Annotated in this window: 16 protein-coding genes; 6 read left to right on the top strand and 10 right to left on the bottom strand. The window is 72.2% G+C overall.

Going from position 1 to position 15,004, the window contains the following annotated elements; all coding sequences use genetic code 11:
- Positions 1–12 precede the first annotated feature (12 nt).
- Both ACPEH2_RS08295 and ACPEH2_RS08300 read right to left on the bottom strand, forming a co-directional pair.
- The gene (locus ACPEH2_RS08295; protein ID WP_217528672.1) at positions 13–666 is read right to left on the bottom strand and encodes a heme oxygenase (biliverdin-producing); all 654 of its coding nucleotides are present in this window, start codon (positions 664–666) and stop codon (positions 13–15) included.
- Between the two features lie 47 nt (positions 667–713).
- Positions 714–1,025, bottom strand: a complete 312-nt coding sequence (locus ACPEH2_RS08300; protein ID WP_311286384.1) for a DUF2470 domain-containing protein — start codon at positions 1,023–1,025, stop codon at positions 714–716.
- Between the two features lie 93 nt (positions 1,026–1,118).
- On the opposite strand from ACPEH2_RS08300, the gene ACPEH2_RS08305 reads away from it, so the two are divergent.
- Entirely contained in the window at positions 1,119–2,372 is a 1,254-nt protein-coding gene (locus tag ACPEH2_RS08305) for a serine hydrolase domain-containing protein (protein ID WP_366214558.1), read from the top strand.
- Positions 2,369–3,244: an EamA family transporter gene (locus tag ACPEH2_RS08310; protein WP_366214557.1), complete on the top strand. Its 876-nt coding sequence runs from the start codon at positions 2,369–2,371 to the stop codon at positions 3,242–3,244. Before ACPEH2_RS08305 ends, ACPEH2_RS08310 begins: the two co-directional genes overlap by 4 nt.
- A gap of 162 nt (positions 3,245–3,406) precedes the next feature.
- Here the strand turns inward: ACPEH2_RS08310 and ACPEH2_RS08315 are convergent, their stop codons facing one another.
- The 6 genes from ACPEH2_RS08315 to ACPEH2_RS08340 all read right to left on the bottom strand — a co-directional run bounded on the left by ACPEH2_RS08315 (position 3,407) and on the right by ACPEH2_RS08340 (position 10,385).
- Positions 3,407–4,102 carry a sirohydrochlorin chelatase gene (locus ACPEH2_RS08315; RefSeq protein WP_359918606.1) on the bottom strand — a complete coding sequence of 232 codons (696 nt, stop codon included), beginning with the start codon at positions 4,100–4,102 and terminating at the stop codon, positions 3,407–3,409.
- Entirely contained in the window at positions 4,099–5,244 is a 1,146-nt protein-coding gene (locus ACPEH2_RS08320; RefSeq protein ID WP_359918607.1) for a uroporphyrinogen-III synthase, read from the bottom strand. Before ACPEH2_RS08320 ends, ACPEH2_RS08315 begins: the two co-directional genes overlap by 4 nt.
- Positions 5,241–6,482 (bottom strand): uroporphyrinogen-III C-methyltransferase, encoded by a 1,242-nt coding sequence (gene cobA, locus ACPEH2_RS08325; RefSeq protein ID WP_423718563.1) that lies wholly within the window; start codon positions 6,480–6,482, stop codon positions 5,241–5,243. Before cobA ends, ACPEH2_RS08320 begins: the two co-directional genes overlap by 4 nt.
- Positions 6,479–6,856: a nitrite reductase small subunit NirD gene (nirD, locus tag ACPEH2_RS08330; RefSeq protein ID WP_311861131.1), complete on the bottom strand. Its 378-nt coding sequence runs from the start codon at positions 6,854–6,856 to the stop codon at positions 6,479–6,481. Before nirD ends, cobA begins: the two co-directional genes overlap by 4 nt.
- Positions 6,853–9,432, bottom strand: a complete 2,580-nt coding sequence (gene nirB / locus ACPEH2_RS08335) for a nitrite reductase large subunit NirB (protein WP_423718565.1) — start codon at positions 9,430–9,432, stop codon at positions 6,853–6,855. The genes nirD and nirB overlap by 4 nt, the downstream gene beginning before the upstream one ends.
- A 77-nt stretch (positions 9,433–9,509) precedes the next feature.
- Positions 9,510–10,385, bottom strand: coding sequence for a formate/nitrite transporter family protein (locus ACPEH2_RS08340; RefSeq protein WP_359918612.1), 876 nt, complete (start codon positions 10,383–10,385; stop codon positions 9,510–9,512).
- 185 nt (positions 10,386–10,570) lie between these two features.
- Here ACPEH2_RS08340 and ACPEH2_RS08345 point away from each other — a divergent pair, with 185 nt between their 5' ends.
- Entirely contained in the window at positions 10,571–11,431 is an 861-nt protein-coding gene (locus tag ACPEH2_RS08345; protein ID WP_359918614.1) for a carbohydrate kinase family protein, read from the top strand.
- 16 nt (positions 11,432–11,447) lie between these two features.
- Here the strand turns inward: ACPEH2_RS08345 and ACPEH2_RS08350 are convergent, their stop codons facing one another.
- A complete protein-coding gene (locus tag ACPEH2_RS08350; protein ID WP_359918616.1) occupies positions 11,448–11,789 on the bottom strand; it encodes a hypothetical protein in 342 nt (113 codons plus the stop codon).
- Positions 11,790–11,913: 124 nt separating this feature from the next.
- Between ACPEH2_RS08350 and ACPEH2_RS08355 the strand changes: the two genes are divergently transcribed.
- Both ACPEH2_RS08355 and ACPEH2_RS08360 read left to right on the top strand, forming a co-directional pair.
- On the top strand, positions 11,914–12,426 hold the full coding sequence (locus ACPEH2_RS08355) for a MarR family winged helix-turn-helix transcriptional regulator (RefSeq protein WP_359918618.1): 513 nt from the start codon (positions 11,914–11,916) through the stop codon (positions 12,424–12,426).
- Between the two features lie 79 nt (positions 12,427–12,505).
- Complete coding sequence (locus ACPEH2_RS08360; protein ID WP_217528643.1) at positions 12,506–12,865, top strand: hypothetical protein; 360 nt, start codon at positions 12,506–12,508, stop codon at positions 12,863–12,865.
- Between the two features lie 9 nt (positions 12,866–12,874).
- Here ACPEH2_RS08360 and ACPEH2_RS08365 read toward each other — a convergent pair whose 3' ends face one another.
- Positions 12,875–13,753, bottom strand: a complete 879-nt coding sequence (locus ACPEH2_RS08365; RefSeq protein WP_359918619.1) for an aldo/keto reductase — start codon at positions 13,751–13,753, stop codon at positions 12,875–12,877.
- Positions 13,754–13,874: 121 nt separating this feature from the next.
- Here ACPEH2_RS08365 and ACPEH2_RS08370 point away from each other — a divergent pair, with 121 nt between their 5' ends.
- The gene (locus ACPEH2_RS08370) at positions 13,875–14,921 is read left to right on the top strand and encodes an NAD(P)-dependent alcohol dehydrogenase (RefSeq protein ID WP_217528636.1); all 1,047 of its coding nucleotides are present in this window, start codon (positions 13,875–13,877) and stop codon (positions 14,919–14,921) included.
- Positions 14,922–15,004: the final 83 nt, after the last annotated feature.

Here is a 15,004-nt window from a genome sequence, read left to right on the forward strand (position 1 = left end):
CCGCTCGTCGGGTCAGGCGGCCGAGGTGCGTTTCGCGGCCGCGAGGTCGGCGAACAGCTCGGTGTTGAAGCGGTAGGCGAGCAGCACCTCGTCGATCACGCGCTCGCGCTCGGCGGCATCCCACGGCACCGCGTCGAGCTGCTCGCGGTAGACGTCCTTGAACGCGGCGGGATCGGCGATGTCGTCGAAGACGTAGAAGCCGATGCCGTTGGTCTCGAAGCCGAAGCGGCGCGACATGACCCGCGCGATGAACTGACCGCCCGACAGGTCGCCGAGGTAGCGCGTGTAGTGATGGGCGACGAAGCCGCCCGGCCAGGTCGCACCGACCTCGGCGATGCGTGCGACGTAGCGGGCGGTCGTCGGCAGCGGCGCGATGCGCTCGCGCCAATCGGTGCCGATGAGGAACTCCAGATCGGCCTCGAGGGCGGGCAGGCGGGTCAGCTTGTCGCTGAGGAACCGGGATGCCACGGGGTCGCCGCTCATGCGGGCGGCCGCTGTCTCGAGCGCCTCGTAGATGAACCAGTGCTGCGCCACGAGGGCGACGTAGTCCTCGCGGGAACCCTCGCCGCGCATGAGGTCCGACATGAAGTCGGCGCCCTCGCTCGACGAGTGGGCGCCGGCGGAGCGGGCGCGGACGGCGGCGGAGAAGGGGACGGGCTCGGACATGGCCCCGAGCGTACAGTAAGGCTCAGCTAACCTGAAGGTCGTATCTCCTAGGAATGCGGGCGGGGCTCCACGCCGAGCCGGGCGCAGGCCGCGTCGTAGAGCGCGACGATCTCGCGCCGGACCTCGGCGCGCTCGGTGATCGCGCCGCCGGGCCAGGGGATGCGGATGACGTCCTCCGCCCCGTCCGCGGTGATCACGTGCCACTGACCTGCCTCCCCGTCGAAGGTCGTCATCGTCGCCGCGATGACGTCGGGGAGCGGCGAGAACGCGCGCGCGATGAGCACGTTGTCGTCGGTGTGGTCGGCGTTCATGTGGTGGAGCACGGCGCGCTGCACGGAGTCGTCGAAGACGGCGGTCATGCGCACAGCCTAGGAGGGTGCGGTCGGGCGAACGGGAGGCGGCCGACGGGTGTGCTGTAATCATGGGACAGGAAAAACGGGGGTGATCTGCGCGTGGCAGGACGAGTGTCGAGGCGAGTGGTCGCGGCGGTGACGGCGCTCGGTCTCGCGATCGGTCTCGGAGCGTGCTCACCCGGACCCGCGCGGATCGACATCGGCGTAGACCAGGTCGACGGGGCGCTCCCGTCGGATCTGACCGACCAGATGCAGACCTTGACCGAGACGGCGATGACCGCCGTCGGCGCGAGCGGGGCCATCGTCTCGGTGTCGGTGCCCTGGTCGGGCCAGTGGGTCGCCGGTGTCGGCACCTCGGGTGAGGGCGGCCCGAAGGTCGACCCCGCGATGACCTTCAAAGCCGTGAACGTCACCCGCGCGATGACCTGCGACGTCCTGTACGCCCTCGTCGAGAAGGGCACCGTCGCCCTCGACGACAGCATCGCGGAGTACGTCGATTCGTACCCAGGCGAGAGCAACATCACCCTCGGCGAGCTCTGCGACAGCACGAGCGGACTGCACGGATACCTCGGCGCGATCTTCGAACGTGTCCTCGCGACGCCCGAGCGCACCTGGAACCCGCGCGAGCTCGTCGCCTACGGCCTCGGCCAGCCGCGCGCCTTCGAGCCCGGCGCGCGCTTCGCGGAGTCCGACACCGGGTACGTGCTGCTCGGCATCGTGCTCGAGCGTGCCGCGAACACGCCGCTGAACGAGCTCTTCGACGAGTACGTCTTCCAGCCGCTCGGGATGACCTCCAGCTCCCTCCCCGCCGGGGTCGGCGGCGGCGACCGGCTGAAGGGCTCGTACCTCGCGTCCGGTGAGGACGGCAAGGCCGACTGCAGCGCCCCGACGGACATGACGGACCTCACCTCGAGCGTCGGCGCAGCGGCGGCCGGCGCCGTGTCGAGCGTCGCGGACCTCTCGACCTACGTCCGCGCCCTCGCCGTCGGCGCCCGCCCCTACGACGTCGAGCAGCGCCTCGCCGACGCGCGTCCCGTCGCCGACTCGCAGCCCACCTGGTTCACGGCCAAGGGCGGCACGTATCAGGGCGACAGCCTCGTCGGGCAGTACGGCTCCCTCCCGGGCTACATGGTCGCGGCCTTCGCCGACCGCGAGACCGGGATGTCGGTCGTCGTCGTGCTCAACGACTCGCGCGCGTCGTCGAACGTCGCGCGCCTGCTCGCCTGGCAGCTCGCCGCCCTCGCGTCGAAGGCTCCTGCCGCCGACGGTCGCACGGCTCCCGAGCTGGGCCTGCCGTGGACGGTCGAGAGCCTCGGCGAGGAGCTCGCCGGCTACGCCATCTGCGGCGAGTGACCGCACGCACCGCCCCGACGACCGCGGTCGTCCTGGTGGTCGTCGGCCTCTGCTGCCAGGAGGTCGGTGCCTCGCTCGCCGTCCTGCTGTTCCCGCAGGTCGGCCCGCTCGGGATGGTGATGCTGCGCCTCGTGTTCTCGGCGGTCATCCTGTGGCTCATCGCCCGTCCGTCGCTGCGCGGGCACAGCCGCGCCGCGTGGACCGCCGTCGTGCAGCTCGGCGTCGCGCTCGCCGTCATGAACGGCTTCTTCTACCTCGCGCTCGAACGGCTCGCGCTCGGCGTGACGGTCACGATCGAGATCCTCGGACCGCTGGCGCTCTCGATCATCGCGAGCCGGCGCGCGTCGGCGTGGCTGTGGGCAGGGCTGGCGCTCGTCGGCGTCGTCGCACTCGGCGGCGGCGGCTTCGACCGGCTCGATCCGCTCGGGGTCGTCTTCGCCCTGGGCGCCGCCGTCAGCTGGGCGTTCTACATCCTCGCCTCGGCGAAGGTGGGCGCCGCCATCCCCAAGCTCGACGGCCTGGCGCTCGCGATGGCGGTCGGTGCCGTCCTGTCGCTGCCCTTCGGGATCGTGGATGCCGGTGCGTCACTGCTGCGCCTCGACCTCGTCGCGCTCGGCGTCGCCGTCGCGGTGCTGTCGTCGACCATCCCGTACGCGCTCGAACTCATCGCGCTGCGCCGACTGCCCGCGGCGGCGTTCTCGATCCTCATGGCCTTGGCCCCCGCGACGGCGTCGTTCGCCGGGTTCCTGCTGCTCGGCCAGCACCTGAGCCTGCTCGAGGTCGCGGGCATCGCGCTCGTTATCGTCGCGTCGATCGGCGCCGTCCGTGCCGCCGGCCGCCGCGCACGCGACGTCGCGGAGCCCGTCGGCTGACGCGCCGGGGATTCGCGCGCCGGGCGCGGCGTGCGCCGCGAGAGCGTGCGTTGCTGCCGAGCGCGCCGGTTGGTGAGCGTGCGGGGGAGGCGATCTCGGCACGGAGGGGCGCTTTCGCGGGCGGCGCGGGGTGGATGCGGCGCGCGCGGCGCGCGGGGTGGGTCAGGCGGCGCGGGTGAGCGGGGCGGCGGCGGCGAGGTAGCGCTCGACGACGACCCGGGCGACGAGGTCGTCGGGCGCCAGCGGCGCCGTGACGAGGTCGGCGCCGGATCGGGCGATGACGTCGGCGAAGAAGCCGGGGGCGAGGACGTAGCTCGCGGCCACGACGCGGGGGGCACCGGCATCCCGCGCCGCAGCGACGGCGGCCCCGATGCGGGTTCCCGCGCCCGCGGCGAAGCCGACCGACACCGGGCCGTCGACGCGCTCGCGCAGCAGGTCGGCCATCGCGGCGACGTCGACGGATGCCGCGGGGTCGGTCGATCCCGCCGCCGCGAGCACCACCGCGTCGCCGGGAGCCGTCCCCGCCTCGCGCAGACGCGTCGCGAGCAGGTCGGCGAGCAGCGGATGCGGCCCGAGCGGCGCCGTGGCGGAGGCGCGGCCCCCGGCATCCGTCACCGCGCGAGCGATGTCGACCTTCGTGTGGAACCCCGTCGACAGCAGGAGGGGGACCACGACCGCGGCGCGCGGGGCGGTCGCCCGCACGACGTCGTCGATCTCGGGCTGCTGCACGTCGACGAACGCCTCCTCGACGGCGACGTGCGGAAGGAGCAGCCGCACCTTCTCGACGAGGGCCGAGATGGCGGTGCGTCCGGCGAGCGAACTGGTCCCGTGCGAGCAGGCGATGAGGACGGGCGTCACGGTGATCCTTCCGGGGCGAGGACGTCGAGGCGGTACCCGCGCTTGACGACGGTACGGATGAGGGTCGGGATGCCGAGGGCTTCGCGCGTACGCGCGATCGCCACGTCGACGGCGTGGGCGCTGTCGGCACCCGAGCGTGGCAGGGCGGCGGCGAGTTCGGCCCGCCCGACGACGCCGCCGCGGGCGGCGAAGAGCAGCGCGAGGATCGACGCCGACGTGCGCGACAGGGGAAAGACCTCGCCGTCGAGGACGGCGGCGCCGCTGCGCAGCTCGAGGCGCCCGACGGGCGTGGCGAGCGACGGCGCGCCCCCGCCGCCGAAGTGGGTGACGACGGCGCGGACGAGCGAGCCGAGCCGGCCGCGCTCGGCGACGAGCGGCGCGGCTCCCACGGCGACGAGGGGGCCCGCGGTGATCGGGCCGACGGCCGCGAGCAGGAGGGTGCCGTCGGCCGAGCGCTGCACGACGTCCTCCAGCACGCCCTCGCGCCGCGCGGTCTCGATCCACTCCGCGGCCCCCGGCGCCGAGGTGAACAGCACGGCGTCGACCTCGTCCTGCGCGGTCTGGACCACCGAGCGCGCGACCGCGGCGGCATCGGGCGGCGGCCCCCAGCGGTAGACCGTCAGGCTCACGACGTCGGCGCCCGCCTCGGTGAACAGCTCGTCGAGGCCGTCCGCGCCCGAGCCGTGGTGCTGCACCGCGACGCGGCGCCCCTCGAGACCCTCGGCGAGCAGGAAGGCGCCGAGCTCCTCGGAGGTCTCGGACTCGGCGACCCAGTCCGCCGCCAACCCGGCCTGCTGGATCGCGCCGCGCGCCTTGGGGCCGCGTGCGACGATCTGCGCCCCCGCGAGCGCCTCGTGAAGCCCGCCCTGCAGGCCCGCCTCGTCGGCGGCCTCCATCCACCCGCGGAACCCGACCCCCGTCGTCGCCACGACGATGTCGGGCGGGGTGTCGATCAGCTCGCGCGTCGCCCCGATGAGAGCCTCGTCGTCGATGTGCGACACGATCGTGAGCGCCGGAGCGTGACGGACGGTCGCCCCGTGCCGCTCCAACGCCGACGCGAGCTCGGCGGATCGACGATCGACGGCGATGACGATCGTGCAGCCGCCGAGCGCGGCCGAGAGGGCGGGGCGGGGGGTCGTCACCGGTCGGAATCCCCTCCTCCCGCCGAGACCGCGGCCGCGTCGGGCAGGAGCAGGCCCGCGGCGGCGACCTCGCCCACCACGATGACGGCGGGATTGCTCACGCCGGCGGCCGCGGCATCCGTCACCGCGGCCGACAGGGTCGTGCGCGTCGTCCGCTGCGTGGGGGTGTGACCCCGTTCGACGATCGCGACGGGCCGGTGCGCGGGCGCCCCGGCCGCGAGCGCGGCGGCGACGAGCTTCGGCAGGGCCGCGACGCCCATGAGCACGACGGTCGTCACGGTGTCGTCGGCCAGCGCGGCGCGCGTCGCCGCCGACACCGGGCCCTGGCCCATCGTCACGTGCAGTCCCGCGGCGGTGCCGCGATGGGTGACCGGGGTGCCGGCGGCCTGGGGCACCGACACGACACTCGTCAGCCCGGGCACCACCTCGACCGGGACGCCCGCCGCGAGGCACGCGGCGACCTCCTCGCCGCCGCGGCCGTAGACGAACGGGTCGCCGCCCTTCAGGCGGACGACGCGCTTGCCGGCGCGCGCGTGGGCGACGAGGATCGCGTTGATCTCCTCCTGCGGCACGGGGTGGTGGCCGGGCGCCTTGCCGACGTCGATCACCTCGACGTCGGGGTCGAGTTCGGCGAGGACGTCGGTCGGTCCGAGCCGGTCGGCGACGACGACGTCGGCCTCGGCGAGCAGCCGGCGACCGCGGACGGTCATGAGGTCGGCGGGACCGGGGCCGCCGCCCACGAGGTCGACGCGACCGGCGGCGGTGCGACGGCGCCGCAGGGGCAGCATCCCGTCGCGCAGCGCCCCCGCGATCGCGTCGCGCAGCCGCGCGGACCGGCGCGGGTCGACGCCGGCGTCGGACGCGACGGCGACGATCACGTCGCCCGACCGGGTCTCGGCGCTCAGGCGGGCCGACCCGTGGGCGCCGTCCGACGCGTTGACGCAGAACACGCGCACGGCGTCGCACCACGCCGCGACGGCGGAGTCGACGGATGCGTCGCCTGTCGCCGCGTGGACGAGCCAGGCATCCGTCACGTCGTCCTGACGGGCGGGGCGCGGGACCCACGTCACGCGGCCGGCGGCGACGTGCGCGCGCAGGGCGTCGCCGAGCGCCGGCGCGACCACCGTCACGAGCGCGCCCTCGTCGAGGAAGCGGCCGACGCGCCGACCGGCGACGGTGCCGCCGCCGACGAACACGACGCGTCGTCCCGTCAGGGAAAGACCCAAGAGGGTGGTCATCGCTGCTCCTCCCGGACGTAGACGATCCCGCCCTCGACGGCGGCGGGCCACACCCGCAGCGTCTTCGCGTCCTTGCCCTGCGTCTCGAGGCAGACCCCGGTGCGCAGGTCGAAGACCTGCTTGTACATCGGCGACGCCACCGTCGGGACCTCGCCCCGGGTACCGACGATGCCGCGCGAGATCACGTGCGCGCCGCTGTACGGGTCGAGGTTCTGCACCGCGTGCACGCGGCCCGCGTGGGTGACGAAGAGGGCGATCTGGTCGTCGCCGAGCAGCGCGGCGCGTCCCCGCTCGACCTCGAGGTCGGCGAGGGCGCAGACCGCGGTCCAGCCGGCCGGCACCGCGGCATCCGTCTCGTGCACCATCATCGTCATCGCCGCACCTCCAGGGTCGTCCCCGCGATGAGGACGCGGCCGTCCTCGCGCTCCTCCGCCGTCGCGGGACGCGCCTGCCCGCGCTCGACCGTGTACGCGAGCGAGGGGTCGGGCGTCGTCGGGGCGTTGACGAACGACGCGAAGCGGCGGAGCTTCTCGGGGTCGTCGAGGGTCGCCTTCCACTCGTCCTCGTAGTTGTCGAGGTGGCGGGCCATGGCGGCATCCAGATCCGCGCAGATCCCGAGCGAGTCGTCGAAGATCACCCGGCGCAGCTCGTCGATGCCGCCCTCGAGGTCCTCGAACCAGGGGGCGGTGCGCTGCAGGCGGTCGGCCGTGAACACGTAGTACATGAGGAAGCGGTCGATCGCCTGCAGCAGCCCGGCGTCGTCGAGTCCCTCGGCCAGGAGCACCGCGTGGCGGGGCGTGAAGCCGCCGTTGCCGCCGACGTACATGTTCCAGCCGGCCTCGGTCGCGATGACGCCGACGTCCTTGCCGCGGGCCTCGGCGCACTCGCGGGCGCAGCCCGAGACGCCGAGCTTGATCTTGTGCGGCGAGCGCAGCCCGCGGTAGCGCAGCTCGAGCTGCACCGCCATGCCGACCGAGTCCTGCACGCCGTACCGGCACCAGGTCGACCCGACGCAGGACTTCACCGTGCGGAGCGACTTGCCGTAGGCGTGGCCCGACTCGAAGCCCGCGTCGACCAGTCGCTTCCAGATCTCGGGCAGCTGCTCGAGCCTCGCGCCGAACATGTCGATGCGCTGACCGCCGGTGATCTTCGTGTACAGCCCGAAGTCCTGCGCGACCTGCCCGATGACGACCAGTCCCTCGGGGGTGATCTCGCCGCCCGGGATGCGCGGGACGACCGAGTAGCTGCCGTCCTTCTGCATGTTGGCCATGACGTGGTCGTTGGTGTCCTGCAGGGTCGCGTTCTCGCCGTCGAGCACGTGCCGGCCGGTGAGGGTCGACAGGATGCTGGCGAGCACCGGCTTGCAGATGTCGCAGCCGCGGCCGGTGCCGAACCGGTCGATGACGGCGCTGAAGGTCGACAGTCCCGAGACGCGGACAGCGTCGAAGAGCTGCCGCCGCGACATCGCGAAGTGCTCGCACAGCGCGGTGCTGAGCGCGGCGCCGGTCTTCGCGAGCTCGCTGCCGAGGAGCTTCGTGATCATGCCGACGCACGACCCGCACGCCGCGCCCGCCTTCGTGCAGGCCTTGATGCCCTTCACGTCGGTGCAGCCCTCGTCGTGGACGGCCGAGCGGATGCCGCCGGCCGTGACGCTGTTGCAGGAGCACACGAGCGCGTCATCGGGCAGGTCGCCCGTCGGGGCGGCGACGCCATCGGAGGGCAGGAGGTAGGCGACGGGGTCGCCGCCGAGGGCGCCGCCGACGAGGGGACGGAGCGACCCGTACGCCGACGCGTCGCCGACGAGGATGCCGCCGAGCAGGGTCTTCGCGTCGTCCGAGACGACGAGTTTCTTGTAGACCCCCGCGATCGGGTCGGCGTAGACGACATCGAGGGCGCCGGGTGTTTCGGCGAACGCGTCGCCGAAGCTCGCGACGTCGACGCCCGACAGCTTGAGCTTCGTCGACACGTCGAAGCCCGCGAACGAGGCTTCGAGCCCCAGCAGGCGCGCCGCGGCGACTTCGGCCATGGCGTAGCCGGGGGCGACGAGACCGACGCACTGGCCCTCGAAGCTGGCGACCTCGCCGATCGCGAGGATCGCCGGGTCGGAGGTGTCGCAGCCGGCGTCGATGACGACACCGCCGCGCGGGTCGACGGCGAGCCCGGCCGTGCGGGCCAGTTCGTCGCGCGGGCGGACGCCGACGGTGAAGACGACGACGTCTGTGCGCTCCCACGACCCGTCGCGGAACTCGAGCCCGACGACCTGCCCGCTGCGGTCGGCGTCGAGGCGCGTCGTGATCGCCGATGTGCGCACGCCGATCCCGCGCTGCTCGATGAGCCGGCGCAGGGCGTCGCCGGCAGGCAGGTCGAGCTGCGCCGACATGAGCCGGTCGGACGACTGCACGACGGTGCAGTCGACGTCGAGGCCCTGCAGCGCGCCGGCCGCCTCGAGGCCGAGCAGTCCGCCCCCGATGACCGTGCCGACCAGGCGGCGGCCGAGCTCGGCCGACCGGCGCTGCACGAACCGCTCGAGGGCCTCGACGTCGTCGAGCGTGCGGTAGACGAAGCAGCCGTCGTGGTCGTACCCGTCGACCGCGAGCCGGGCGGCGTACGAACCTGTCGCGAGCACCAGCCGGTCGTAGTCGATGCGCTCGCCGCGGTCGGTGACGACCTCGGCGCGGTCGCGCTCGATCCGCGTGACGGCGACGCCGCGCAGGAACCGCACCCGCTCGTCCGAGAGCGGACCCCCGTCGAGGGCGAGGTCGTCGGCCGACGCCCCGGCGAAGAAGGACGTGAGGCCGACCCGGTCGTAGGGATGCCGCTGCTCCTCACCGATCACGGTGATCCGCCACGGCTCGTCGGTGCGGCTGAGCAGGCTCTCGACGAAGCGGTGCGCGACCATCCCGGCACCGACCACGACCACGTGGGGCGGGGTGGGGCCGGTGGAGCTCATGTCGTGACGGTATGCGGGCGAGGTTGCCTGCGTGGTCACGTCGTGTTGCAGTCTCTTTACGATGCCGGCCACGTCGGTCACCGGGTGGGGACGGCGGAGCCTGCGGCGACGGCGCGGGCAGCGGCGGCTTCGCGACGCGACGGGCGCACGCGGCGCGGGGCGGCGGGACGTCCGTACGTCAGATACAGCGGGATGCCGACGAAGAGCAGTCCGCCCACGAGGTTGCCGAGCACCGTCGGGATCTCGTTCCAGATCAGGTAGTCGCCGATCGTGAAGTCACCGCCCAGAAGCAGCCCCGACGGGAAGAGGAACATGTTCACGATGGAGTGCTCGAAGCCCATGAAGAAGAACAGCATGATCGGCATCCACATCGCGACGATCTTGCCGATCACGTCCTTCGACACCATCGCGAGGACGACTCCGGTGGCGACCATGGCGTTGCAGAGCACGGCGCGGACGAAGAGGGTCAGCATCCCGTTGGCACCGTGTTCGGCGTAGCCGACCGTGCGGCCCTCGCCGATGTGGCCGATCGCCTGACCGACCTCGTTCGGCGGGGTCGAGAAGCCGTTCGTGAAGACGATCGCCATGAGCAGCGCGATCGAGAACGCGCCGATGAAGTTGCCGAGGAAGACGAGTCCCCAGTTGCGCAGGATGCCGCCGAGCGTGACGCCCGGGCGCTTGTCGAGCCACGCGAGGGGTGCGAGCACGAACACGCCGGTGAGCAGGTCGTAGCCGAGCAGGTAGAGCATCACGAACCCGATGGGGAAGAGCACGGCGCCCAGCAGCGGCATGCCGGTGGTGACGCTGACCGTGACGGCGAACGCCGCCGCGAGCGTGAGCAGCGCGCCGCCCATGATGGAGCGGACGAGGGTGTCACGGGTGGAGAGCATGACCTTCGACGCGCCGGCGTCGATCACGGTCTGGACGAGCTCGGTGGGCTTGACGTACGTCATCGCAGATCCCTTTCAGTCGTGGAGCCGGGTATGAGGCTCGACGCTAAAGGGCGGGTGTTTCCCCCGACCGCACCGGGATCGACCGCTTTGGTTACCTCTTCCTCTCTTCGGAGGGAGGCGCGATGTGAGAACGGATGCGTCCGGTCGTCGGCCTCCGGAGCAGAGACCGATGGTTGACTGAGCGCATGACCGTCGTCGTGTGCGGGCCCGCCACCTGGAACCACCTGATCGAACTCGATCGGCTCCCCGAGCCGACACCCCACATGCAGTTCGCCACCGGATCGGTGCGGACGGTCGGCGGAACATCGGCGGGCAAAGCGGTCCACCTTGCGGGGCTCGGCCTGGACGTGAAATTGCACGCGCTTCTCGGAGCGGATGCCGAGGGTGCCGCCGTCGCGAACGGGCTCGCGCGTGCGGGCGTGCGGCTGGCGCGCCACGCGTCCGACGCCACGGAGCAGCATGTCAATCTGATGACTCGGGCGGGCGAGCGGGTCTCCCTGTACGTCGCGACGCCCTCGGCGGCGGATCCGGCGATCGTCGCGGAGATCGGTGACGATCTGGACTCCGCCGCTGTCGCGGTCGTGGACCTCAGCGCGCTCGGGGCCGAGCTCGTGGCGCGCGGCATCGACGCCCCGGTCTGGACGGACCTCCACGACTACGACGGGAAGGCCGCATTCCATGAGCCGTTCCTGCGCGCCGCGGACGTCGTGTTCATGAACGACGATGCCGTCGATGACCCGTGGCAACTTCTGGAGTCGTGCCTGGAGCGCGGGCCCCGTCTCGCGGTATGCACGCGCGGAGCGTCAGGGGCGATCGCGATGGACGCCGCTCGCCGTCGGTACGCGGTCGCCGCAGCGGACGTCGACGTCGTCGACAGCAACGGGGCCGGCGATGCCTTCTTCGCGGGATTCCTCGCTGCGCACGGTGCGGGTTCGGACGTCGAGGCGAGCCTCGAGGCCGGTGCGCGACAGGCTGCGGTCGCCCTCGCGTCGCCTCACCTGCATCCGGCGCTCAGCGAGCCGGAGGCGGGCACGCGGGCCGGCTGAGAACGGATGCCGCGGCTCAGCCGGCGGCGTCCTCCTCGTGGCCGACGGAGCGGGCTTCGAGGTAGGCGCAGAGCTCCGCGGCGACGGACAGCTCGACGGCCATCGCGTGCAATTGGTGGCTGTTGAGGGTCGTTGTATCGGGCTGCGGTTCGAGCGTCACGCGCCACGACGCCTCCCCGATGGCCGCCGGCTCCATGAAGATCGTGACGGTGGCGTTCTGCAGGGGGACGATGACCAGTCCCGTGTCGCCCCCTTCCGAACCGTCCTGCACGATCACCTTGACCAGCTCGCCCGCGCCGCGGGCTTCGTGGAAGTCCGCCACCCAGCGTTCAAGGGTCTCTTTGCTGCGGAACGGCATGGGCTTCCCTTCTCGGCGGCGGGAGAGTAGCGGATCCGGAGACACGTGGCTACTGGCGACTGTCCGCCTATTCCCATCACCTATTCTCGACGATGTCGTCGCATTTCGGCGCGACGAGCAGGGAGTGGATGTGGCGGAGGGCGAGCACACGGCCGGCTATTGGTACGACGAGTCGCCCGGCGAACGCGATCGCGCTCGCCGTGTCCTCGAAGCCCTGCGCACGTACCGGGCTGCGGAGGCGGCGATGCGCCGCCGGACGCGGGACTCCATGGCGATGGGTGAGAACGAGCTGCTCGCCCTGCGGTACCTCATCCGCCAGCCGGGCCACTCCGCTCGTCCCGCCGAGCTCGTCAAGTACCTCGGGGTGACATCGGCCTCGATCACCACGATGCTCGACCGGCTCGAGAAGACCGGCCGTGTCGAGCGCATCGCCAACCCGAACGACCGGCGCAGCATCTTCGTGCGGGCGACCCCCCACGCCAACGAAGAGGTGCGCGAGACCCTCGGGCGCATGCACGGGCTCATGTACGACGTCGCCGTCGGGATGACCCCCGACGAGCAGGAGCACGTCGTCGCCTTCCTGCAGAAGATGACGGATGCGGTGGACGACGTCGCGCCCGTGACCGCCGAGGCCTGACCGCGGCATCCGCTGTACCCGCCGCGGAGCGGGAACGCAACCATTCCCGTGATTCCGTTCCGACGCCCATAGTGGGCATATGAGATGCATCACGTACGCCGGCGAGACCGTGGTCACGACCGATGACGTTGCGGAGGCTCTCGTCACGTTGACGGCCGCCGTCGCAGAGCGCGGACGGGCCGATGCCGTCACGATCCCGATCGTCTTCGAGAAGAGCGGGGAGATCGGCGAGGCATCCCTCGTCATCGGCGTCGGCAACGACGTGCTTTCGGTCGCGACGGAGTGGGACCGCCCCGAGCCCGACTTCTCGTTCGCTGCCGCGCAGCTGCGCCACCACCCGCATTTCCCTCGCGCCGACGGCGGCTCGGGTGACAGTGTGTACGACGAGGGGCCCGAAGCGTACTGGGACCCCGACCTCGACGGGTTCGGCCGGGCCTGACGCGAGCGGTCAGTCGTCGACCCCGGGCGGGGGCGCGCCGAGCGACTCGACGGCGTCGAAGAACGCCTCGGGCACCTCGGCCTCGATGAGGGGGCCGAGGGCGTCGAGGCGGGCGCTCGAGGTGATCCCGACGACGGTCGCGTCGACGAGGGCACTGCGCATCGAGAACTGCAGCGCCGCGGCGGCGAGGTCGACCCCGTGCTCGTCGGCGAGGCTGCGGACGCGACCGACATGGGCGGCGAAGTCGGCGGGCATCGGGCGGTAACCGAACGAGCCGTCGCCGTTTGCGAGCGTGCCCCCGCCGAACGGCGCCGCGTTGAAGACCGTCATGCCGTGCGCGCGGGCCGCCTCGAAGACGGGCTCGGCGGTGCGCGTCACGAGCGTGTAGCGGTTGTGCGAGAGGACGACGTCGAACGCACCGGTGTCGACGTACTCCCGCACCTGCGACAGCGTGCCCGACGCGATGCCGATCGCGCCGATCACGCCCTGGTCGCGGAACTCGATCAGGGCGGGGACGGCACCGCCCGGACCCATCGCCTCGGCGAGCGTCAGGCCGTAGGGGTCGTGTAGCTGGTACAGCGGCAGGCGGTCGAGCCCGAGGCGGGTCAGCGACTCGTCGAGCGAACGCTTCACCCGGTCGCCGTCGAAGACGCCCGTATCGGGGTCGCTGTCGGCCTTCGAGTAGATCCGCGCCGGTCCGGGCAGTCCGCCGGCGCGCCGGATCGCGTCGCCGAGCGCCTGCTCGCTGCGTCCGCCGGCGTAGTTGTTGCTCGTGTCGACGTCGCCGAGGTCCGAGCGGATCAGTGCGTCGGCGAGCTCGGCCGCCCCCGGGCGGTCGCCGAGACGCGAGGCCCCGAGGATGACGGGGGTGGGGGAGAGGGCGTTCATCGGTGCCTCCCGGCTTCGGTGCGCGGTCGCCTCCGACGATACCCACGGTCGCGCGCGTAGCGTGTGACAGGACGGATGCGGCGACCCGCGGCATCCGTCGATCGATCAGCAAGGAGAACCCATGCCCACCGTCGCCGCGTACGCAGCCCCTTCGGCAACCGACCCTCTCATCCGCACGACGATCGAGCGTCGCGAGACGGGACCGCGCGATGTGCTCATCGCCATCCGGTACGCGGGGATCTGCCACTCCGACATCCACACCGTCCGGGGCGACTGGGGTCCGGTGACCTACCCGCAGGTCGTGGGGCACGAGATCGCCGGCGAGGTCGTCGAGGTCGGATCCGAGGTCACGGGTTTCGCGGTCGGTGACCGCGTGGGCGTCGGCTGCATGGTGAACTCGTGCCGCGAGTGCGAGAACTGCCGGGCCGGCATGGAGAACTACTGCCTGAAGGGCAACACGCAGACGTACGCGTCGGTCGACCGCGACGGCACGATCACGCAGGGCGGCTACTCGACCCACGTCGTCGTCGATCAGGACTTCGTGCTCCGCATCCCCGAGGCGCTCCCGTACGAGTCGGTCGCACCTCTGCTGTGCGCCGGCATCACGACGTACTCCCCCCTCGCGCACTGGAAGGTCGGCCCCGGCTCGAAGGTCGCCGTCGTCGGCATGGGCGGGCTCGGGCACCTCGCGGTCAAGATCGCGGCCGCGATGGGTGCCGAGGTGACCGTGCTGTCGCAGACGCTGTCGAAGCAGGAGGACGGCCTGCGCTTCGGTGCGACCCACTACTTCGCGACGAGCGACGACGCCACCTTCCGGACCCTCGCCAACACGTTCGACCTCATCCTCAACACGGTGAGCGCGCCGCTGAAGCTCGACTCCTACCTGCGGATGCTGCGCCTGGACGGCACCATGGTCAACGTCGGCGCCCCGCCCGAGCCGCTGCCGCTGCGCGTGTTCACGCTGTTCGGCAACCGGCGGTCCTTCGCCGGTTCCAGCATCGGATCCATCGCCGAGACGCAGGAGATGCTCGAGTTCTGCGCCGCCCACGGCATCGTGCCCGAGACCGAGCTGATCGGCGTCGACGAGGTCAACGAGGCGTACGAGCGGGTGCTGCGATCGGACGTCCGCTACCGCTTCGTCATCGACATCGAGACGCTGAAGGACTGAGTCTGAAAACCCGGCGGGATCTGGTCACCTCGGGGTGTTACCCTCGCGTCAGAGCGTGACATATCCCGCCGGGTCCACCGGCG

It is taken from the genome of Microbacterium sp. NPDC064942, assembly GCF_049545525.1.
Lineage (GTDB): Bacteria > Actinomycetota > Actinomycetes > Actinomycetales > Microbacteriaceae > Microbacterium > Microbacterium gawkjiense.

Excerpts from the sequence above, each read along its gene's own strand:
- ACPEH2_RS08365 (WP_359918619.1), bottom strand. The coding sequence starts at position 13,753 with ATGAACGCCCTCTCCCCCACCCCCGTCATCCTCGGGGCCTCGCGTCTC.
- ACPEH2_RS08340 (WP_359918612.1), bottom strand. The coding sequence starts at position 10,385 with ATGACGTACGTCAAGCCCACCGAGCTCGTCCAGACCGTGATCGACGCC.
- ACPEH2_RS08345 (WP_359918614.1), top strand. The coding sequence starts at position 10,571 with ATGACCGTCGTCGTGTGCGGGCCCGCCACCTGGAACCACCTGATCGAA.
- ACPEH2_RS08295 (WP_217528672.1), bottom strand. The coding sequence starts at position 666 with ATGTCCGAGCCCGTCCCCTTCTCCGCCGCCGTCCGCGCCCGCTCCGCC.
- ACPEH2_RS08360 (WP_217528643.1), top strand. The coding sequence starts at position 12,506 with ATGAGATGCATCACGTACGCCGGCGAGACCGTGGTCACGACCGATGAC.
- ACPEH2_RS08300 (WP_311286384.1), bottom strand. The coding sequence starts at position 1,025 with ATGACCGCCGTCTTCGACGACTCCGTGCAGCGCGCCGTGCTCCACCAC.
- cobA (WP_423718563.1), bottom strand. The coding sequence starts at position 6,482 with ATGACCACCCTCTTGGGTCTTTCCCTGACGGGACGACGCGTCGTGTTC.
- ACPEH2_RS08350 (WP_359918616.1), bottom strand. The coding sequence starts at position 11,789 with ATGCCGTTCCGCAGCAAAGAGACCCTTGAACGCTGGGTGGCGGACTTC.
- nirD (WP_311861131.1), bottom strand. The coding sequence starts at position 6,856 with ATGACGATGATGGTGCACGAGACGGATGCCGCGGTGCCGGCCGGCTGG.
- ACPEH2_RS08370 (WP_217528636.1), top strand. The coding sequence starts at position 13,875 with ATGCCCACCGTCGCCGCGTACGCAGCCCCTTCGGCAACCGACCCTCTC.
- nirB (WP_423718565.1), bottom strand. The coding sequence starts at position 9,432 with ATGAGCTCCACCGGCCCCACCCCGCCCCACGTGGTCGTGGTCGGTGCC.